We start from the raw sequence: 22,494 nt of genomic DNA, 5'->3' as shown, positions 1-22,494 counted from the left end.
ATGTATGGGTAGACGAAAACCGTGATGGCATCCAAGACTCATCAGAGCCAGCAGTAAGCGGTATGAAGGTGTATTTGTTAGACGCAAGCAATACCGTCATAGACAGTACCTTTACAGACGCCAACGGATTGTATAAGTTTGATTCACTTCTTGCAGGAGATTACAAGGTACAGTTTGAGCAGATACCAGGAGCAAGCTTTACAGACGCCAACCAAGGCACAGACGATAGCCTAGATTCTGATGCCAATGCCTCAGGCTTAACTGGCACAATTACTTTATTACCTGGAGAAAACAAAGTTCATGTAAATGCTGGAGTAATAATAGAAAATCAACAGCTGGTAGATGTAGAACTTACTAAGACCACGAATGCTCAATGTCAAGTTAATGTAAATGATCTGATCACATTTACAGTGAAAGTGTTCAGAAAGGACAATTCTAATGAGTTGGTCACTTTGAGTGTGAGAGATAGCCTAACATCAAATATGACTTATGTTTCCCATTCAGTAACCGAAGGTAGTTTTAATGCACTCACAGGTATTTGGTCAGGTATCAGTATTGCCAAGGGTGATACGGCAACAATGATAGTTAATGCCAAAATTATGACTTCGATGGGCGGTCTTGCTTGTAACACAGCATGGGTGCAAACACAAGATAAGGCCGATGTTGATTCTCAGGCGGGAAATCAATTAAATACCGAAGACGATATAGCAAAAGCCTGTGTTAGCCTACCTATTATGTTGTGTTCAGCTAAAGGTGAAAAAGTAGAGTTAATGGCACCTACGGGTTATTTAACTTATGTTTGGAAGCGAAACGGCGTGGTAATTCAAGGAGAAACCTCCAATATTTACTTGGCTACTCAAAATGGAAGCTATACTGTTGAAATTCCAAGTTTAAATACTTGCTCAGTTGCTGGATGTTGTCCTATTATTATTACAGATTTCTGTGATTGTAAAAATGAAATTTGTATTCCATTTATAATTAAAAAGACGAAGTAATTTCCTTCATTTTAAATTTAATTTATAAAAACTCCAGCCAGATGGTTGGAGTTTTTGTATTTTAGCAAAATGTACCTGCTCTAGAAATAAAATCAATAACCACAAAATAAGAATTCATTCGAAATGTTTAAATTTCAATAGATGAATGCTTAAAAAAACAAGTGAAATTTTCAAAGAAAAATAGTTTCTATATTATGTATTAAGCGTTAATTTTAAAAATCAAGAGGTTATATTTTCAGGAAAGGAAATGCTTTATCAACCTTACATCGATTAAAAATTTTATTTATAAAATTTAGATAATTTTTCATTTCAATTTTCTCTCAGAAGTACTAATAACCAACATACCCTTAAATGACTTAAGATTTGTGGCTGCAAATTTTGAAGGAAGACCATTGCTTGAATATCTCCGATCTTCGACATGTTCCGCAGGGCATGTCGAAGCTAGATAAAATAGGATTTTCAATCCTATTTTAATAATTTTAAGTCTAAATCTTAAAAAACATGGCATAGGAATATAGAATTAAAGACCAACATGCAATATATTTTATTACATCAACAGTTCATCAATGGTGCGATGTTTTCACTAGACAACTTTATGTAGATATATTAATTGATAGTCTAAAATTTTGTCAACAAGAAAAAGGATTGAAAATTTATGGGTATGTTTTTATACCTATGGCCGCCCCGACTAATCATATTCATTTAATTGTTCAAAGTGAAATAGTTCCTTTAAGTGATATCCTAAGAGATTTTAAAATCTGGCTGGCGTTCCAGTTTACATCAAAGCAAATTATGCGGGCAATTGAAAATAACCCCAAAGAAAGCAGAAAAAAATGGCTCCTATGGTTAAAAAAAAGGAAGAAAACCGGGCTGGCGTTCCAGTCTGGTTTTGGGAGGAAGGCTATCACGGCGAGGAAATTTATTCCGAAGAGTTTTTTTTGACAAAATTGAAATATATGCATTTAAATCCTTTAGAGCTGGTATTGTTTTGAAAGAAGAAGAATATTTGAATAGTTTTGTGGTGATTATTACGGAACAAAGAAAGGCCCAATTGAATTGGCAGAACTTTAATCGGATTGGAAATCCTCCCTATCTAGCTTCGACATCAGGAAGATGTCGAAGAGCGACTATTTTTTATCCCAAACCCTTGATATTTGCAGCTTTTAGTTTTGCCTCCTGGCGGCTTGAGATTTCGAGTTTGTCGTAAAGGTTTTTTACATGGTATTTAATCGTATTGACAGATAAAAAAAGTTTGTCGGCCATTTCTTTGGTAGGAACACCATTGGCGATCATGGTCAAAATTTCTACCTCTCGGCCACTGAGGTCAGCGGTGGTAATATTGTTTTTTACACCGAGTTTCAGCTTATTCAATTCCTCTTCTAATTTTTCTATTTGCGAGGTTCGCTTAAAAAGTGATGCCTGAATATCTTTATTTTCTTTTTGCAATATTCGCATTCTGTATACTACGGCATAGCTCAATATCAGCATTTCAAATACCGAAGAAATTTTCATTAGAGAAGTAGTGATACCCAGATTGGGTAAGCCAAAAATGGGTAAAATGAAAAAGTCAATCGTTAAAAGCAAAATAAAGCTATAAGCAATAGCAAAAAAGGCAGAGAAAGTGTTTTTTCGAAAAAGCAAAAGGCTCGAAATCCAATAAATACTCAATAAAGTTATGCCCGAAAGTTGTGCTAGACCAAACCAAATGAAGCGATTGGTACCAATATATATGCTAAAAAATATCAATGTGGCTAAAGAGTTTAAAAAGGCGAAAAATTTAAGCTTCGGAAAATGTAGTTGGTGGCGTAAGTACTCTGAAGCAAACAAAATACCGAAAGAAACCGTGGCAAAATGAAAAATTACCTCTCCATCTTTGGCTAGCCAAGAACTATTAAAAACGAATGGCACTAAACCATCTCTAAAAAGTATGGTAAATAAGATGCCTGTTAAAAAAAAGCTATAATACAAAAAGGTGATTTCTTTAAAATTGAAAAAATAGAATAGGTTCAATATCACGATTACTATGCCTAAGCCGTAGTATAAACCATAGTATAAATACTGTTTTTGTATGTTTTTAAGTGCCAATTGTTTGATATGACTTACTACTGGAAATCCTCCTTCCTTTTCACATAAAACCTTCAAATACATTACTTTGTTGGGTGGTAGGTCGTAAGTTATCATATTGAAATCAGGTAATTTTTTTAATATCAAACCTTCAATATAGGCCTCTGCTTTACGTACTCTTGCAGATGAAATTTCTATTAAGCGTTCCTCCCCATCATTTTCGACCTTTAGCCAGTAGGTACCATTTTTAAGGCCTCTGTTTATTTTGGTTTCGAAGGGCTCGAATTTAAAAAGGGCGATACTGTCAATAGATACCTCTTGAGCTGTATCATGAAAGAAACTGGTTTTTATTTGTGCAGAAATACTTAGCTGCAAGCTAAAAAAAAGTATAAAAAATATAGATCCTTTAGTAGGCATAAAAAAAATTTAATTTTCTCGAAAATTTCTGACCTTCAAAGATAATTATCTAAAAGTCGATTGGAACTTTTGGTGGGTTTTTACTTTTTATTTTCTTGGTTTTTTGAAGTATTTAAGCCGAATAGAAATCCAAAATAAATATTTATAGTATTGATAGTGAATATTTTATAGTCATACTACCCATTTACTACCCATGCTTTTTTAGCACCTTAACCTTCCCCAATTCTATATTTGACTTTTCGATGTAAAAAGAAAAAATTTCAAAAATTTAAAATTATAAAAAAAACTTGGATTGAACTCTCATCAGTTTTTAGCTTTTTCCAAATCAAAGTTAAAGGTTCTTTGTTAGAAGATTTGCAAATATTGGGCTCAAACAATGCCATCTGGATTTTTTTAGAAGCCAACTGCCCAAAGAGTTTGTAGGTAATTTAAAGTTATTAACACATTCGTTTTCCCAATAGGTCAATATGATAAAAAAAAATAGTCTTTTGGTGTATTGAAAGGTGGTCGAATGCCTGATATTTTATTCTATTCATAAAAATGCATTTTTTGAAATGAAACAAATTTTTAGTATCACTCTAATTTATTGTCTTTATTTAAATACCGCTTTTGGCCAATGTACCCAAACCAATGTGGGCGAAGCTTTGGCATTTGATGGCATAAATGACAAACTTTCTATAAGTCATAATACTTCTTTAAATCTTACCAAGTTTACGATCGAGACCTGGGTGAAATGGGGACGAAGTGGGCAAACTGTAGATTTTATATTTAGTAAAGGAAGCAATAACATTGAGCTACATACGGGTGGAAGTTATGGTAACAATCTTCGTTTTATTCCAACTAACGGGGTATTTCTGGATGGAGGAGACAACACCTTTGCATCTAACACTTGGGTGCACATTGCTGTTGCTTATGACCCAAGCATTTCCTTAGCTAAAATGTATATCAATGGTAACGAGATTAGTTTGATTCAAACAGGGTTTAATCCTCTCAGTACACCCATAGCATTCAACGCTACAGATTTCATTATTGGGCATCGTTCCGATAACAATTTCCCGTTTCAAGGCCAAATGGACGAATTTAGAGTTTGGAACAAGGTATTGACCCAAAGCGAAATCCAAAGCCATATCAATTGTAAGATTCCAAAAACAGCCTGTGGATTAATTGTAAATCAGCTCTTTAACTTCGGATTTGCAGAGGGCAACAATACTTCTTTAACTCAGCTTCCAGATTCTTCTGCTTATCAGAACCATGCGATATTGCAAAATTTTGGATTGACCTGTAACAACGCTACCTCAAATTTGGTGTCATCTGGTCCGGTAGCTAATCCACAAATGTGCTCTTCGGTTTTATTAGCACCAGCTTTTGCTAACGTAGCTCCTATATGTGCAGGTGAAGCATTGAGTCCGCTTCCGACTACATCACTCGATGGCATCGAAGGAACCTGGTCACCTGCCCTTAACAACACCCAAACCACCAGCTATGTATTTACACCTGCGACAAATCATTGTGAAACGGGCATTACGATTGTGGTTCAACCCAATATTAGAGATTCTGTAAACGTTTCAAGCTGTGGACCTTATACTTGGGCAGTCAACAATACCTCTTACGACGTTTCGGGTGTATATTATTTTTACCAAGGCTGTAAAACTTATGTTTTGAATCTAAGCATTGTTAGCCAAGAAGGTGCCGCTTTGGCTTTTGACGGCATAAATGATAAAGTAAGCATTAACCATAATTCAAGTTTAAATCTATCAAAATTTACGATTGAAACTTGGTTAAAATGGGGTAATTCAGGTACCGCTGTAGAATTTCTCTTTAGCAAAGGTCAAGAAATCATGGAGCTGCATACCGGCGGTGCAGCAAGCAATAACCTTAGGTTTATACCTACCCCTGGAGTGTATCTCGACGGCGGCGAAAACACTATTATACCAGGCACATGGGTACATTTGGCAGTGGCCTATGATCCTAGTACCTCATTGGCCAAAATGTATATCAACGGCAATGAAATCATTTTGACGAAAACGGGGGGCAACCCGCTAAGTAGTCCTGTGCTTCAAAACGATATGAACTTTAATATAGGTATTAGGAGTGGGGATATTTTTCCATTTAAAGGTCAATTAGATGAATTTAGAGTCTGGAACAAAATATTGACTCAAGCAGAAATTCAAAGTTACATGAACTGTAAGGTTCCCATTTCAGCATGTGGATTGGTTGTGAATCAGCATTTTAATTTAGGTAAAGCGGCAGGAGACAATACCAGTTTGACCGAATTGCCAGATTCATCAGCGAATCAAAACCACATGATTTTGCATAATTTTGCGTTGTCTTGCCTCGATTCCACCTCTAATTTAATAGCTAATGGCCCGATTTTAAACCCTCAATTTTGTAGTTCAATAGTTTCGGCTCCAACTTTTGCTAGTATTGCCCCCGTTTGCATAGGTGCAACGATGGATCCTTTACCTACAACCTCTTTGAATGGCATTTCAGGGACATGGTCACCCGCCTTAAATAACCTTCAAACTACCACTTACACATTTACCCCTACCAGTGGCCAGTGTGAAACTACATTGATAATTGAAGTTATGCCACTTACCAAGCCTACATTTACAGCCCAACCTGATGTTTGTTTTAGCCAAGCCATAACGCCATTGCCTTTAATTTCAAATAATAACATTACAGGTACTTGGTCACCTGCTTTGGACAATACACAAACTACCACGTACCTTTTCACACCAAACCAAGGCGAATGTGCCGATACTGCAAGGCTTTCCGTAAAAATTATTCCTTTGACCGATACCGTAACGGTTACCCAATGCGGTACCTACACCTGGTCACTTAACAACACAAGTTATACCCAAACGGGTCTTTATAGTTATTCTTCGGGATGCCAAACGAATTTTTTGAATTTAACCATAAGGAGTCAATCGGGTGCCGCATTGGCATTTGATGGTATTGACGACAGAGTTATGGTCAATCACAACTCTACTTTAAATGTTAGCGAATTTACAATAGAATCATGGATCAAATGGGGAAGGTCGGGCTCAACTTTAGATATGATTTTCAGCAAGGGGGCCGAAGTAATGGAACTGCATACTGGGAGTGCTTTCTCAAACAACCTAAGATTTATTCCTGTGCCAGGAGTTTATCTTGACGGCGGTATAAACACCATTACACCAGATACTTGGGTGCATTTGGCTCTTGTTTATAATCCTCAAATTTCATTAGCCAAAATGTATATCAATGGCAACGAAATCTCTCTTACAAAATCTGGCCCAAATCCTTTGAGCACTCCAATACCTCAAAATATCATAAATTTTACCATTGGCAGCCGGTATAACAATATTTACCCATTTAAAGGTCAAATCGATGAGTTTAGGTTTTGGAATAGGGCTTTGACACAAGAGGAAATCAGCTCCCATTTAAACTGTGAATTTATAATGCCAAGCTGTGGCTTTATTCCCAATTTAATGGTAAACCAACATTTTAATTATGGAATAGCTGAAGGACAAAATACCAATAGTAATAAAATTCCTGATTTTTCGGGGAATAATAATGTCATGAATCTTTTAAACTTCGGATTGAATTGTGGCAACGTAACTTCAAATTTCGTTTCAATAGGTGCTATTCAAAATGGAACTGCTTGTATTTTTGATGCAGGTACCGCTCAATTTGATTCCTCTTATAGTATCTGTCAAGGCACCGCTATTTCGCCGCTTCCCAATATTTCCAAAAACGGGATTGCTGGTATATGGTCGCCTGCTTTCAATAATTTGAATACTACGACATACTTTTTTACTCCAAATCTTTCATCTTGTGCTTCATCGTATACAAGCCGAACCATAACCGTACTACCTTCTTCACCTTCACCAACGGTTGTTTCTTCGCCCGAGCAATGTTATGGATTCAGAATAAAAGATTTAAACGTAAACGGCACACAATTAAAATTTTATGAGTCAGAAACTGGCTCTATTGTTTTGGATACAAACAGCATAATCAATAAAGGGCAAAATATTTATATTAGCCAAAACACCCAAACATGCGAAAGCCCAAGGATTGTATTCAGCCCTATAATCAAAGGCTCAAAACCTTTTGCCAACGCAAGCCAAAGTTTTTGTAAGGTAGATTCCGTAAAGATTTCAGATTTAACAGCCACAGGTACAGATTTAAAGTGGTACGGATCTGAAACAGGGGGTGTATCATTAGCTACAAACAGTACACTCAATCAAAGCCAATACTTCGTATCACAGACTGAAAGTGGCTGTAACGAAAGTCCAAGATTAAAAGTGAATGTCGGCTTGCAAATTTTTCCTAGTGTGTTGGATCTTGAAAGCAAAACAGTTTGTAGCAATACCCTTATACCAGCTTATTATTTCAACGGAACCGCCAATTCCTACAAATGGTCAAACAACAATACGGCCATTGGATTACCAGATTCTGGCTCAAACATCATTCCTTTATTTATGGGAACAAATGAGGGCAACAGCCCCTTGGTATCTACATTTACAGTAACTCCACTGGGCGTTCCTAAAGAGGATTCCATAGTATTTGAGTATACAGGCAATATGCAAACCTTGACCATCCCTGCTGGCATCAGCTCTATTAAAATAAAGGCGTTTGGTGCTGAAGGTGGAAGTGGAAAAATAGGACATACTGCAGAATTTGGTGGTTTGGGTGGCAAAGGGACCTTGGCCTCAGGATTTTTAGATGTGACCCCTGGACAAACACTTTATATATTTGTAGGAGGCCAAGGGGGCACAGGTTTTGGTGGTTTTAATGGTGGTGGTCTGTCTTGGGGAGCAGGTGGAGGTGGTGCAACTGACGTAAGGTCGGGAGGTCAGGCTTTGAATAACCGCATACTTGTGGCAGGTGGCGGCGGCGGCGGCGGTAAACCTGGTTGTAACTACAGCAATATTTTTGGTGGGGCTGGTGGAAATGGTGACGAATATGGAAGCAATGGTGTCAACTCACCTTCAGGTGGTGGAGGTGAAGGGGCCTTTGGTGCACTTGGTGGTCAAAGGGGAAGTGGTTGTGGTTTTTCTTTAGGCCAAAATGGGGAAAACGGTGACCAAAATGGGCAAGGAGGAAAAGGCGGAAACGGGGAAACTTGTTGTTGTCCTGCTAATCCTGATGGTGGTGGCGGCGGTGGCGGTTATTACGGCGGCGGCGGCGGCGGCGGCGGATCGGCTGGTACTACGACTTGCTCTTTTGACGATAAAGGTGCCGGAGGTGGAGGTGGTGGTGGTAGTTCGTATGTGGCAGGTGTAACAAACCCAGTGCTAACTTATGGCATCAGAAACGGGAATGGCAAAGTTGTAATCAGTTATTTATCAGAAAGTGCCTGCAAGGGCAATCCTAAAACATTTACCTATACTATATTACCTACAAAGGCCAATGTCAACATTACGCAAAATTATGTAAATACTACAGACATAATATATGGCAAGACAATTACAGCTACTAATCAAATAATTAACTCAAATATAGAGTATAGTGCAACTAACTCAATTACGATCAATCCGGGCTTCACAAGTAACGGCCAATTGTTTAAAGCTTCTATATTAAACTGTAACTAATCAATTCTTAATCAATAATTTAAAAAATGAAATTTAACAAAAATTTAAGTCTTTTTGCTCTTTCGGTACTATTTTTTGCATGCACTGAAGTTAACGAAATAGACCGCATGGTGTATGAGCTTTAGGACCTTACTGATGAGGAGATTGCTGTGGTTGAGGGGAGTGTGAAATAGTTAAAATCTAAAATCCAATGACATATTATAGACCAATAAATACTGCCCAATTAATTGAAATTCTACAGAATCCAACTTCCGAATTTATAAGAAATTCTAATATTGGCGAAATAATATATTTCGAAAATTGTTCATTTGAATCAATTCGAATCAATAAAGATATTCATATTGAGAGAAATATAACGTTTAAAAATGTTGAATTTAAGAATGTAGATATTAAAGGCTTGAAAACTACTGGTTTCATAAATTTTTGGGATCTTAAATCACCCAAAGATTCAAATGTCAATTTAGAAATATCAAGTAAAGATTTGACTTTTAATGGAGACAGTCTTGTTGAAAGTTCCTTTGTTATAAAGAATTCATTTTTTGAAAATTTAGGCTTTTCTGGTGGGGTATTTAATTATTTTGTGACAGTTGAAAATAACAATATGGAGAACTTTTCTATTTCAAGCGAAATTAGAATAAAATCTGCTTTATTCATTAAAAAAAATTCAATTAAATCATTAATAGTAAATGGAGGTGAAATAAATCACATTTACCATAAATCAGGTAATACCAATTATTTTGGTATTTATGGAGAAGTCAAAGTTAATGTTGCCTATATCACCGGTGGAGAAATTGGGAATCTTAAAATAGATGCTGAAGGATTAAAAAAAATGAATCTAAAGAATTACCATGATGAAACAGGGACAGAACTAAATGTAAATAGTTTAACCATCAATAATTTAGAGAATAATACTTCAATAATAAATTCCCTTAATCTCAAAACTATCGAATTTCAAAATTCGTTTGCTTCAAAAAATGTGATGATATATTTAAGTAGTATCATGATTGAAAAATTATTATTTACTGAATATATAAATTATGGTCAGATTAATTTTAACAATATTTCCATTTCAAATTTGATTCAATTCAGAAATTCAGACTTAGGGAAGGTCTCTTTCATTGGCTGTGAATTTTATAATTGTAGGCTTCAGTTCTTAAATTCCAAAATTATTGAAACTTCAATTATTGGCTCAGACTTCCCAACTGAATTTCAATCAACTTCTTCTGAGGCAAAAATAGAAGCATTAAGTCAAATCAAAAAGATCTATGAAAACCGTGGCTCTCAAAAAGATGCATTGGAGTATTATTCCAAAGAAATGAATGCCTTAGATGAGTCATTGTCTTGGAAAGAACATAAATGGGATAAATTAAATCTTTGGTTTAATAAAAAGTCCACAAACCATGGGGTAGATTGGGAAAAAGGTTTGTTTTCTACATTAACAGTTTCAGCATTTTTCTTTTTTGTCTAAATTGTTTCGTTAAATGCCTATAGTATTAATATTTTTGAATCTAAATATTGGTGTGAATTTGGAAATATTTTATCCTACTTTTTAGAATTTATTAACCCTACGCATAAAACAGATTTTATTGCTGAAAAACTTAAAGTTCCGCCGACTGGTTTATCAAGATTCATTGAGGGGCTTAGTCGTATTTTCATCGCCTATTTCATTTTTCAATTGATTCAGGCATTTCGGAAACATGGTAAGAAGTAGAATAATACATTGATAGGTTTTTCATCCCTCCTCTCCCAACTCCACAATTCTTTGCACCACAGCATGATGTGTCCTGAGTTTATACAAATACCTTGGATGAAATATTTTGTAAGAGTGGTCAGGCAAAATACCTTCGGGGTCGGTTATATGCGAAATGTTTAAAGCGGGGTCTATTAAATCTATTTTTACTTTTAAATATTCTTCCATTTGCGTATTGTAGTCGTTGCCAATCAGAAAGACCACAATTTTAGGATTTAAGATTTTTATAGTTTTTTTGAAAAAACTAAAAGCCGTAAAAAAATCCTTGCGGCTTTTTTATATTAAAATTTATATCATACTAATACCTTTCAATGGTCATGCTTTTTTCAGCGGATATTTTAGAATATTGTATTTCAAGATGACTAAAATTTTAAATATTAATATCATGAAAAAAATTCTCGTGCCTACTGACTTTAGTCCAATTGCCAAAAACGCATTGGATGTTGCCGCTGATATTGCCAAAAAGAATAATGCGAAAATTGTCCTTCTTAACGTAAAAATGTATCCCACTTCAGACGTAGCCTCCTATTATTCTTTATACGGAGCCTCTGGAGTTTCCATAAATGATGCATGGCAAGAGATTTTAGAAAAGGCGAAGGATGAAATGAAACATGAAATTGTTCATTATAAAGATGTAAAAATTCAACCTTTAGTTGAGGAATCAGGCGAACATTTTGTGGGTGCATTGTTAGATCACAGGGCAGATTTAATTGTGATGGGTTCTACAGGAGCATCGGGTTTTAAAGAGTTTTTTAGTGGCTCCAATAGTGAGGAAGTAGTCCGTATGGCAACATGTCCAGTTTTAGTAGTAAAAGGCGATCAAAACGTTTTTGCTCCGAAAAAAGTGGTCTTTGCTGTTGATTTAACGCATGAAGAATTTATTGACAAAGCTATGCTTACTTTAAATTTGGAAGATGCGGAGGTTCATTTTTTACACGTTGACGATGGAAATAGGAAAATAAATTACCTCAACACGGAACTGAGAATGCAGAATACTGCTAAAAAACATGGTTTTGAAAATTGTAAGTTTGAGATATTGAATGCTGATTCTATCGAGTCTGGAATTTTAGAATATGCATCAGATGTTGAGGCAGATTTAATAATTATGTACACCCACGGCCGCAAAGGCTTCAATCACTTCTTTAGAGGAAGCATAGCTGAAGATGTGGTCAATCATTCCAAAGTCTCAGTGTTTACCTATGTAGAAAATTGAGTTTAGTTTAATTGTGTATTTAGAATTGGGTTTCATTTTTGAGACCCAATTTTTTTTGCTTTGAAGTGTTATCTATTGTTAATTAAACCTCGAATATATTTTTCAAATTTGAGTAAATTTCAATTGTTTTTAATAAAAGTGTAATTTTGGGGGAAATTTATTCTATGACCAAAATAAAAAAGTATTGAGAACTATAATAGCAGGAACCGGAACCCAAATGCCAGAGCGAAGAATTGGCAATGATTTTTTCTTGGATAGGGTCTTTATGAACGAAGACGGCACAGTAATTCCGAAATCTACAGAGGAAATGGTAGCCAAGTTGGAACAAATCACAGGCATAAAAGAACGAGGTTATATCTCCGAAAAAGGTGATTCGATGCCATTGATGGTAGCTGCTGCAAACAATGCCCTTGAGGATTGGGGAAAAGATAGAAATCTGATAGATGGCATAATAGTAGCTCACAATGCAGGCAATATGCTCGAAGGCAGAGATGGTTTTCACACAGTGCCCAATATGGCTGCATTATTGAAAAATCAATTGGTCATCGCTAACCACGAATGCTTTGCTTATGATATACTTTTTGGCTGCCCTGGTTGGCTGCAAGGGGTAATTCAAGCACACCAAAGCATACAAATGGGCGATGCTAAAAATGTTTTGGTGGTAGGATTAGAAGTGGCTTCAAGGCTTTTAGATCCACACGATTTGGATTCCATGATTTTGGCGGATGGATGTGGAGCAGCTGTAATATCAGGTTCTGAAACATCGGGTAATGAAGGGATTGTTTCTTATGCGACTTATTCACACTCCCAAGAAGATATTTCTTGTATATATTTGGCCAAAAGTTATAATAAAGAAATAACTGCCCCGACTTTATTCAAAATGAACGGTAAAGATGTTTACAAATATGCCACTGTTTGGGTGCCTAAAGTAATTAAAGCTGCTTTAGACAAAGCTGGTTTAACCGCCTCTGATGTAGATATGTTTTTGTTCCATCAAGCCAATGGCAAAATGCTGCATGCATTTGCTAATAATCTGGCTCAAATGTACGGAATAGAAGGGCTTTCATTTGAAGGAAAAATACCAACAACAATAGAATTTACAGGAAATACTTCAGTAGCTACCATACCAACCATGTTGGATTTGATAAGAAAACATAATTTGGGAGCTTATGAAATCAAACCAGGAATGAAAGTGGTTTTTGCCTCAGTAGGAGCAGGGATGCATTGCAATGCTATGGTTTATCAATTTTAAAAAATATTTATGTCGCCAGATTTCAAACCGCCTTTTTGGCAAATAGGAGGGCACTTTCAGACCATTTATCCAAGTGTTTTTCGAAAAATACCTGTTCCTTACCAAAGAGAAAGGTTAGAATTGGAAGACGGTGATTTCTTGGATCTAGATTGGGTGAAATCTGGAAATAAGAAGCTCATTATAGCCACACACGGCCTTGAGGGCGATTCTACGCGTCATTATGTAACGGGCATGTTGGCAAAATTTATTCCTGAAGGCTTCGATGGTCTTGGCTGGAATGCCCGCAGTTGTAGTGGGGAACCTAACCGCTTGCCGAGATTTTACCATCATGGGGATGCTGGAGATTTGAAAATAGTATTAGAATATGCTATCTCATTGGGCTATGAAGAAATAGTTTTGGCGGGTTTCAGTATGGGAGGAAGTTTGACGCTCAGACTTTTGGGCGAATATGCTGAGGCTGTTCCATCTCAGGTGAAAGCGGCTATAGTGGCATCTGTCCCTTTGGATTTACCAAGTTCGGTGGCAGAATTGTATAAAAAAGGCAAGCGATTTTATATGACACGGTTTATCAATAAACTAGGAAAAAAGATTGAGCAAAAAGCCCAGCTCTATCCCAACCATCCGCATCTAAAATATGCAGGTTATAAAGAAGAAGTGAAGGATTTTGAGGTTTTTGATTCAAGATATACCGCACCTTTACACGGATACGCAAATGCCAAAGATTTTTATGAACAAGCTTCCTCTAAACCTCTTTTGAAATTCATAAATGTGCCCGCATTGATCATTCAAGCATTAAACGACCCATTTATGAGCTCAGAATGCTTTGATTTAAAAGGTGCTGAAGATAACAAGAATTTGCATTTATTGCTTCCCAAAAACGGTGGTCACGTAGGGTTTATGGTTAAAGGTCAAAAACATAGTTTGGTAGAAGACTTAGCTTGGGAGTTTTATCAAAAACAAAAATAAAAAAACATTTCCTCAAAAAGGAAATGTTTTAAAATTCAGACTTTATAAAAATTAGTTTTGGCCGCCTCCGGCTCTACTTTTCAAATCATCCGTAGCAGTACTTCTTCTTCTAGCACTTTTTACATTTTGGTTACCAAAATTATAGGTGTAAGTCAAAGAAACTCTTCTGCTAGCCCATCTATTATTTACTTGTAAATCAATGTTTTGGTAGTCTATTTTTCCGTTAAAAAACGAAGTCAAAAATATATCATTGGCATTCAGTTTTATTTTTGAAGCCTTGTTGATTTTCTTTTGTACACCTGCATTGATAGCATACTGAGGTTTAGTTTGTTTGATTATACCCAATAGGTTTGGCGAGTTATACCACATGCTAGCCTCTGCAGACCACCCTTTTTTGAATGTAAAAGTATTTCCTGTGTAAAAATTAAAGGCTGTTTGTCCTACATCCAATACACCACCACTTACGTTATTATCTCTGTATCTTGTATAATATACACTGAAATTATTGTTCATCATCCACCATTTTCTTACGGGTATCGGGAAAGATAAATTTGCCGAAAAATTCTCTACTTTGTCAAGGTTAGTAGTGGTTTGGAAAGTTTTTCTGGTTGCATCTTCTTGCTCTATGATATCAAACATATTGTCTTTGGTAAAAGCATAACCTAATGATAACGAAGCAGCATCTTTATAGGTATAAGTTACTTCAGCATTGTCTGTAAATTCAGGATTCAAAAATTCGTTTCCTTTTTGGAAGGTATACGGATCCAAGAAAAATATGAACGGATTCAATTGTTGATAGTTCGGTCGGCCTATTCTACGGCTATAGCTATATCTGGTAGCATGGTTTTTTCCTAATTTTTGATTTACAAAAAGGGTAGGAAACAAACTAAGGTATTCTTTCGGAACTACTTTGTTAAGTGTAAGTGAATTTCCCTCAGACTTGGTATATTCTGCTCTCAAGCCAGCTTGTACACCTACTTTTTTAAACTGTTTCCCATAATTTACATAAGCAGCATTTACAAATTCTTTGTAAATAAAATGATTGGTTTTTCCTTCGTCATTTACCCAAGTATTGTCTATTTGTTGTTCAAAAGTAAAGTCGTTATCTGTTTTTACGAAGCTACTTTTTACACCAAAGTCTACCTTTGCTTTGTTTTTTGTAGGTATCGTAAAATCTGTTTTTATGGCAAAAATGTCAATAATGGTCGATGTAGGGTTTCTTTGGATTAAGGCACTGGTTTGCTGATTGTTAGCGTCATAGAACCTGTTGTCAAAATTTTGGTTTCCTTTGTTGTTAAAGCCACTGTAGTCCAAGTCCACCGTCATTTCTTTCCCTTTTTCATCAAAATTGTGTTTGATGTTGAAGTTCCCGGTAAAGTTGAAATTTGAATTATCTGAAACGGATGTTGGCACTAGTGAACTTGCCGTATTTACGCCGTTTTGGATTTCAAGAATATTGGTTAGGCCAGTACTATTTCCGTTTCCATTCCAATTGTTTATATCAGCCATGGCACCCAAGGTAGTTTTTTTGCTTAAAAAATAGTCAGCACCCACTTTTCCGTTCCAATAAGCTCCGCTGCCCAATCTTTGTGAACTTTGATTAAATTCTGACCTTAGACCTTCATAATTCGTTGATCTTATTAGCGTATTGTCATTGTACCACTTGTTTTTTCCAGGATTTACGTTGCCGTAGATATTCCATTTTTCATTTCTATGGTTAAGGCTTAGATTGGTCGAAAATCTAGAAATGTCATTGGGTGCATTAGGTAAAAACGTATTTCCTGCGGATAATGTTAATGTACCATTTGTGCCGAAGTTTTGGTTTTTCTTTAGTTTAATGTTAATTATTCCAGAGTTTCCTTGAGCGTCATATTTTGAAGAAGGATTGGTGATAATTTCTATAGAGACCACTTGCTCACTGTTCAAATTACTCAAAAACTGCATCAATGCTTCGCTTGAAAGATAGTTTCTTTTTCCATCTATCATCACCGTTACACCCGTTTTGTTTTTAAGTTTCAAGGCATTGTTTTGTCTGTCCACAACTATGCCAGGGGATTTTTCCAATATTTCTAACAAGGTGCTGCCAGAAGCTACAATACTGTTTTCTACATTTACAACAGTCTTATCAATCTGTTGCTCTATAAAGGGCTTTTTGGCAGTTACGCTAACTTCCGCCAGCATTTGTGTTTGTTGCTTGAGTTTCAGTGGTTCGAAATTGAAATTAGGTTTTTCGGCGTTCAGAATAAATTTTGGCGTGTATAATTCGCCATAACCTACCATCGAAATCTTTAGCAAATAGTTGTTGAAGGCGGCATTTTCAATCTTAAATTTACCGTCGATGTCAGATGTAACTGCTTTTGCCAAAGTACTGTCTTTTGCGTTTAGCAATAAGACATTGGTAAAGGGCAATATTTCAGATTTTTCATCGAGAATAGTTCCCGATACAGTCCCAGAATTTTGGGCAAAAGAATTCATGGTTGCCAATAAGGCAATTTTTAAAAGTAATAGCTTTTTCATTTTTTTAGTACTTGTCTTTTGTAATAGCTTTGTTTTTCTTGTGCAAACTTATAGTATTATGCATAACAAAGTAGTGGCTTATACATAAGTGGTTTTATTTTAATGATGAGTGGTTTTTTGTGTAAAGGATGCAGTAAATGGGGGAGGAGTTGCATTGGGAGGATGTTTTTTACAAAAAAATTTAGAAGATGATTGAAACCTTGTTAAGATTATGGGATATTTATCAAATTGAAATATGAAAGATTCCTTTATATATTAGGTCTAAGTAATTATTGTCGATTTTATTAAATTGTTTAACTTTACGCAAGATTTTTTTTTGAAAATAATATTATATGAAAGTTATTATAGATATAAAGGAGAATAAAGTAGATTTTGTAATGGAATTGTTGAGGAGTTTATCATTTGTAAAAACTGAATCAATAAGTCCTAGCAAAGCCAAATTCTTAAAAGAATTAAAAGCATCTAAAGATGAAGTGAAACTTGCGAAACAAGGCAAAATAAAATTACAAACGGCTGAGGAACTGCTAAATGAACTATAATGTAGATGTAATAGCTTATTTTGCTAAACAATTAAATCGATTAGCCCAAAAATACCCATCGTTGAAACCAACTAGTTAACTCTTTAAAAATCAATCCAGAATTAGGATTTAAACTCAAAAATAGCTGTAACAAAATTCGTTTTGCAATTGCATCAAAACAAAAAGGCAAAAGCGGTGGTGCTAGAGTTATAACACATTTTAAGGTCATAGATAAAAAAGTATATTTACTCTCTATTTACGATAAATCTGAGCAGTCAGATATTAATGAGAAAGACCTTGATATCTGGCTAAATGGGATTGATTAATTTCCTATTCATCCCAGCTTCTGATACCCAAATCCAGCCTGTTTATTAATTTTCAAATATCCATCCTCAATTGTAAACCCACCGGAAACCAAATCTTCCGCCAAATCAAAACTTCCATCGAGGTCTATATATTTGGTATTCGGACAGCAATAGGCCGTATGTAAGGCTGCCGTTATACTTACAATGCTTTCGTCATTACATCCCCAGAAAAGATCAATCGCTGCATTTTGTGCTATAGTCGCTATTTCAAAAGCTCCTTTAAGGCCGCCACATTTCATGAGCTTGATGTTGTAAATACCAAATGGTTTTGGTTCAGCTGCGAATTTCAAAGCATATTTCGGATTTTTCATAGATTCATCCCCGCACAATATCTGTCTAATATCGGTATCTATTTTCATCAAATCTTTCTCTTTCCCAACTGGTATGGGCTGCTCAATCAACTCCAAGCCAAGTTTTTCGGTATTTCTAACAAATTTCAATAGATCGTTTACATCATAACCTTGGTTGGCATCAACTCTAACCTTTAGGCCATTGCCATATTTTTCATGGATTTTTCTAACTCGCTCAATGTCTTCCTCCACATTATGGCCAGTTTTTACTTTCAAAATTCTAAAACCTAATTGCTTAAAATTCTCGGCTTCTTTTAATGTTTCTTCCACATTCATAATACCAATGGTGACCGAAGTTGGAAGGGATTTTATTTTTTGTCCGTAAAAATCTGAAATAGAAATACCCAAGAATTTACCGAATGCATCATGCAAAGCAATATCAATAGCAGCTAAAGTTCCTGGTAAATTCGGGAAATGATTTTGGGCTTCGAAAATTATTTGTTGAAAATGTCGAATATCCCTTCCAATCAAGTTTTGTACAAACTCAGATTGTAAATTACCCAACGTTTGTTTTGAGTTTTCTCCTACAACTTCCTCTGCTGGACTTGCCGAGCCCAAACCAATTGTCCCATCTTCTAATTCAATCTCCAAGAAAACCAATTCAACATCCGTAAAAGTGTTGTAAGCTATCGTATATGGTTTGGTAAGTGGAAGGTGTTTTAAATAGGGTCTGATATGTTTTATTTTCATCTTTTCAGGTTTTTGAGAACAGGTAATAGCTTTTCAACACCTTGCTGAATCGGTAAAAGTACAGGTATATTGAGTGATTCTTCATATTGTTTTTGGTACGCATAGCATTCTTCCTCAGTGCATTTTTCGGTGTGTAGTGCCAAGGCAATCACTTTAGAGCCCAATTTTTCTATCAATTCAATTTCTGATTCTACATTCGGTATTTCGCCCCAATGTTCGTCATCGTCGAAATATTTGCGTTTGGGCGAATGTAAGAGTACGACAAATTTGGCATTGCCAGATATCAAATATTCAAAGCCACATGGGCCGCTAGGATTCCTTAAAGATGATTGACCTTCTAAAAACAAAAAATCGGCCTGGGTTTCTTTCCAAGCACTAACTATCGCGTTTTCTAGTTCTCCAGAAACGAAATCATTTAAAGTTGAATCAAAAATAAAACCATATTTTCCGCCTTGTAACCAGCCCGTTTGTCCAGTATAAATCATCTCTGCTTTTAGAGCATTTGCTCGGCACATTTGTGTGAGCAAACGAGCTGTTGTGCGTTTACCCATCGCACAATCCATGCCCATTACGGCTATAATAGGTGCTGTAACTTTATAAATCTCACCACTCCAAAAATTTAAATTTTCTCTACTTTTGGGTTTTCTGACATCTGTTAAGCTTACGCCATATTCATTTGCCAAAGCCACCATTTCTGGTTTGTCGTTGAGATATTCGTGGAGACCATTAACTATCGAAATTTTGTTTTTTATGGCTTCTTTTATTGTTTCAACCATATCAGGAGGTAAAATCCCACCAATTGTTGCCACGCCAATTACCAGACTTTCTATGTTTTTAAGGTTTGAAATAGCAGAGGCCAAACTTCCAAAAATCGGAATATTTCTATTTTTACCATCTAAAAAATCTCCCGCATCTTTTCCTTCGTTTTCAGGACAGTCTACAACCCCAATTATTTCGAATCTTTCAGTTCCTCTTATCAATCCATGGGCAGTTTTGGCATCATTTTTTACCAATAGTCCATTTGTCAATATAATCGCTTTATTCATTTGTCGCTCTTTTTATCAATACGCCGGGGTATTTACCTGTTGGTTTATTGTTTTCTAAAATTATTTCTCCGTTTATCCACACTTTTTCAATGCCAGTCGAAAGTGCTTTTCCATTTTTGATGTCAGCATTGTCTTTTACCGTGTTTGGGTCAAAAAGTACCAAATCAGCGTAATTGCCAGGTGCAATAATACCTCGGTCTTTTATGCCCAAATGTTCTGCCGAGAGTCCCGTCATTTTGTAAATGGCCGTTTCTAAAGGCATCAGTTTTTGTTCTCGCACATATTTGGCTAAAACCCGCGTAAAAGTGCCATGCCCACGAGGATGCCCGCTCGATGAGCCATCTGAACAAATGTTCGTTTGCGGCCAATTTAAGAAATTAGAAACATCAGCGTCATGCATAGATTTAGCCATAATGGCTTCTATGCTTTCCTCAAAATTTGGATTTTTCTCCTCAAATTCTGCCGCAATGGCTATAAGGTTCATTAAGGTAACAGAAGGCTTTTCATTTCTAAGTTTTGCTATTTCAGTAATTGTTTTTCCTGCATAGGTTTTATTGGGTGCAAACCTTACCAAAACGGATTGTGAAGGGTCAAAAAGTTGATTTACAGCAAATTCGGCTGCTTCTGGATTGGTGTAGTCTCTATTGGGGAACAAAACCCGCAACGTAGAATTCCAGAAATTATAAGGGTAGCAATCTGCTGTAATATTGATACCTTCGGCTCTAGCTTTTTGCAATTGGGCCAATATTTCTGATGATTTCTCCCATTGGTCTTTCTTGGCTATTTTGATGTGTGAAATCTGAACTGGCATTATGGTTATACGACCTATTTCTATGATTTCGTCAATCGCTTCATTGAGATTGATGTCTTCGCTTCTGATGTGGCTCATGTATTTGCCACCGTATTTTGCAGCAGTTTTGGCCAGTTCTATTACTTCTTCTTTGTTAGAAAAAAAAGCTGATTCGTATTCTAAACCAGTGTTTAAACCCAGTGAACCTTTTTTCATTTCTTCTTCCAAAAAGCCCTTCATTTTTTCTATTTCTTCAGGCTTTGCTTTTCTATACAAACTCTTTACGCCCATCGCTTTTCCCCTTAATGTGGCATGACCAGTGTATGATGCAATATTCACCGCAACTGGTCTGCGTTTCATGAAGTTTTCGATTGTATCCATTGGGTAACTACCACCGTCTTGACCAATTACAATAGTCGTAATTCCTTGATTTGCAGTGGGTATAGCTTCTGGGGCTTTTTCTAAACCACCAAAATGATGGCTATGCGAATCTATAAACCCTGGAGCCAAAACTTTTCCTTTTCCATCAATCACTGTTTCGTTTTTGAAAGCCTTTAATTTTCCAATTTCCCAGATTTTTTTATCTAAAATCCTCACAGATAGGTTTCTTGCAGGATTTCCTGTTCCATCGATAAGCTTTATGTTGGTAATTAATTCGGTCATTGGTAAATCTATATTTTTACCTTCCAAGGCTGCTTTTACATATTTACGGGCAGTGAAATTGGTAGAATTGCTCAAGGAAATCACAACAGAATTATCTTCCAGATTTCGCTCGATACTATTGAAAAAACCAACCCAACTGCCAGTATGCGAAAGCTTTTTGCCATCTACTGCCCAACCAAAACCATAATTGTAGGTTGATCCGTTGTTTAGTTTTACGGGCATATAAGCTTCTTTTAAGGTTTCTGGTTTTACCAATTTATCCAAAGTATTTGCCCAAATCAATAAATCTTCGGCAGACGAATAGATGTTGCCATCGCCTACCACACCATCGAATCGCATCAAATCATTCAATTGATTTTCTCCATTTACTCTTTCAAAACCCATTACTCTATCTTTCGCAATTGAACTCGGGTTTTTCATGTTGAGATAAAAAGCATACGTATTTTTTAAACCAAGCGGTGCTGTAATTTCCTTTTTTAGAAAATCCTCAAAAGGCATTCCTGCATTTTTTTCAATTATTAAGGCTAAAATCAAATAGGCGGTATTACAATATTCCCATTTTTCGCCCGGTTCAAAATTCAGTTTGGGTTTTAAATCAACCAAAAGTTGTAACATTTTGTGGTTGTCAAGGGTATCGAGGGTGTTATTGTATTTAAATGCAAGGTCAAAATATTCAGGTAATCCCGAAGTATGTGTAAGTAATTGACGAATTGTAATATTTGGATATGGGAAATTAGGCAAATGTTTTTGTGCCAAATCGTCAAATGCCAATTGGTTACGATCTTTCTGAATCATTATCATCATGGCCACAAATTGCTTGGAAATTGAAGCCAGATTGAAAGCGGAATTTATGGAAAGCGGAGCTTTGGTTTTGTAATCGCTTATTCCAAATGCCTTTTGATATTCTGCCTTTCCGTCCTTTGCCACTAAAACCACACCATTAAACATGGCTTTTTCATGCAGAGCATTTAGCGAATTTTCTAAAGTCTCCAGCCTGTTTTTTTGCGAAAAAGAATAATTGGCTGATAGGATTAAGAACAGAAAAAATAAGCGTGAGCAATTCTTCATTTTCGGGTTAATAGTTTGTATTTTCAATTTATAGCAAAAAAATCGTAGTTTGGAATTCTTTGTAGAATTTTATAGAAATAATTTTAAAGTAATTTGATTTTCTAGGCAAATCAAATTTTGGGTAGATTCGTAAATTTCATTAATCTTCGGTTTATCTTTTATGTTTTTTTGAAAAAAAATATCTGGATTAATATTAAAGCTATTTGATTAGAGAAGTATTTTTTTGAATTCACTGAAATGCTTAATCAAACTAT

Annotated in this window: 15 protein-coding genes; 9 read left to right on the top strand and 6 right to left on the bottom strand. The window is 35.8% G+C overall.

What is annotated here, in order from left to right; genetic code table 11:
• Together EGI22_RS09245 and EGI22_RS09240 are read left to right on the top strand one after the other, a co-directional pair.
• Nucleotides 1–995, top strand: a 995-nt coding sequence (locus EGI22_RS09245; protein ID WP_255067951.1) for an SdrD B-like domain-containing protein, incomplete at its 5' end; no start/stop codon positions are given.
• 842 nt (nucleotides 996–1,837) lie between these two features.
• Entirely contained in the window at nucleotides 1,838–1,987 is a 150-nt protein-coding gene (locus tag EGI22_RS09240) for a hypothetical protein (RefSeq protein WP_255067950.1), read from the top strand.
• Between the two features lie 142 nt (nucleotides 1,988–2,129).
• Here the strand turns inward: EGI22_RS09240 and EGI22_RS09235 are convergent, their stop codons facing one another.
• Complete coding sequence (locus EGI22_RS09235) at nucleotides 2,130–3,476, bottom strand: 7TM diverse intracellular signaling domain-containing protein (RefSeq protein WP_255067949.1); 1,347 nt, start codon at nucleotides 3,474–3,476, stop codon at nucleotides 2,130–2,132.
• Between the two features lie 554 nt (nucleotides 3,477–4,030).
• Here EGI22_RS09235 and EGI22_RS09230 point away from each other — a divergent pair.
• On the top strand, nucleotides 4,031–9,052 hold the full coding sequence (locus EGI22_RS09230; protein WP_255067948.1) for a LamG-like jellyroll fold domain-containing protein: 5,022 nt from the start codon (nucleotides 4,031–4,033) through the stop codon (nucleotides 9,050–9,052).
• A gap of 190 nt (nucleotides 9,053–9,242) precedes the next feature.
• Nucleotides 9,243–10,520 (top strand): hypothetical protein, encoded by a 1,278-nt coding sequence (locus EGI22_RS09225; RefSeq protein WP_255067947.1) that lies wholly within the window; start codon nucleotides 9,243–9,245, stop codon nucleotides 10,518–10,520.
• A gap of 264 nt (nucleotides 10,521–10,784) precedes the next feature.
• Here the strand turns inward: EGI22_RS09225 and EGI22_RS09220 are convergent, their stop codons facing one another.
• Nucleotides 10,785–11,006 (bottom strand): hypothetical protein, encoded by a 222-nt coding sequence (locus tag EGI22_RS09220; protein ID WP_255067945.1) that lies wholly within the window; start codon nucleotides 11,004–11,006, stop codon nucleotides 10,785–10,787.
• Nucleotides 11,007–11,187: 181 nt separating this feature from the next.
• On the opposite strand from EGI22_RS09220, the gene EGI22_RS09215 reads away from it, so the two are divergent.
• From EGI22_RS09215 to EGI22_RS09205, 3 genes are all read left to right on the top strand, one after another.
• The gene (locus EGI22_RS09215; protein ID WP_255067944.1) at nucleotides 11,188–12,015 is read left to right on the top strand and encodes a universal stress protein; all 828 of its coding nucleotides are present in this window, start codon (nucleotides 11,188–11,190) and stop codon (nucleotides 12,013–12,015) included.
• A gap of 184 nt (nucleotides 12,016–12,199) precedes the next feature.
• On the top strand, nucleotides 12,200–13,267 hold the full coding sequence (locus EGI22_RS09210) for a 3-oxoacyl-ACP synthase III family protein (protein ID WP_255067943.1): 1,068 nt from the start codon (nucleotides 12,200–12,202) through the stop codon (nucleotides 13,265–13,267).
• A gap of 9 nt (nucleotides 13,268–13,276) precedes the next feature.
• Nucleotides 13,277–14,233, top strand: a complete 957-nt coding sequence (locus EGI22_RS09205) for a YheT family hydrolase (protein ID WP_255067941.1) — start codon at nucleotides 13,277–13,279, stop codon at nucleotides 14,231–14,233.
• A gap of 51 nt (nucleotides 14,234–14,284) precedes the next feature.
• On the opposite strand, the gene EGI22_RS09200 is transcribed toward EGI22_RS09205, so the two are convergent.
• Entirely contained in the window at nucleotides 14,285–16,750 is a 2,466-nt protein-coding gene (locus EGI22_RS09200) for an outer membrane beta-barrel family protein (protein WP_255067940.1), read from the bottom strand.
• A gap of 332 nt (nucleotides 16,751–17,082) precedes the next feature.
• Here EGI22_RS09200 and EGI22_RS09195 point away from each other — a divergent pair, with 332 nt between their 5' ends.
• A complete protein-coding gene (locus EGI22_RS09195; RefSeq protein ID WP_255067939.1) occupies nucleotides 17,083–17,289 on the top strand; it encodes a hypothetical protein in 207 nt (68 codons plus the stop codon).
• Nucleotides 17,290–17,378: 89 nt separating this feature from the next.
• On the top strand, nucleotides 17,379–17,594 hold the full coding sequence (locus EGI22_RS24060; protein WP_310588139.1) for a type II toxin-antitoxin system RelE/ParE family toxin: 216 nt from the start codon (nucleotides 17,379–17,381) through the stop codon (nucleotides 17,592–17,594).
• Between the two features lie 8 nt (nucleotides 17,595–17,602).
• On the opposite strand, the gene EGI22_RS09185 is transcribed toward EGI22_RS24060, so the two are convergent.
• From EGI22_RS09185 to EGI22_RS09175, 3 genes are read right to left on the bottom strand one after another with little or no spacing between them, the layout of a single operon-like run.
• Nucleotides 17,603–18,673, bottom strand: coding sequence for a mandelate racemase/muconate lactonizing enzyme family protein (locus tag EGI22_RS09185; protein WP_255067938.1), 1,071 nt, complete (start codon nucleotides 18,671–18,673; stop codon nucleotides 17,603–17,605).
• A complete protein-coding gene (locus EGI22_RS09180; protein WP_255067937.1) occupies nucleotides 18,670–19,719 on the bottom strand; it encodes a DUF1611 domain-containing protein in 1,050 nt (349 codons plus the stop codon). Before EGI22_RS09180 ends, EGI22_RS09185 begins: the two co-directional genes overlap by 4 nt.
• Nucleotides 19,712–22,240, bottom strand: a complete 2,529-nt coding sequence (locus EGI22_RS09175) for a serine hydrolase (RefSeq protein ID WP_255067935.1) — start codon at nucleotides 22,238–22,240, stop codon at nucleotides 19,712–19,714. Before EGI22_RS09175 ends, EGI22_RS09180 begins: the two co-directional genes overlap by 8 nt.
• Nucleotides 22,241–22,494: the final 254 nt, after the last annotated feature.

The sequence above is a fragment of the Lacihabitans sp. LS3-19 genome (assembly GCF_024343575.1).
Classification (GTDB): Bacteria; Bacteroidota; Bacteroidia; order Cytophagales; family Spirosomataceae; genus Leadbetterella.
Note: the sequence above shows the minus strand (reverse complement) of the source record. Positions and strands in the feature narration are given on the sequence as shown.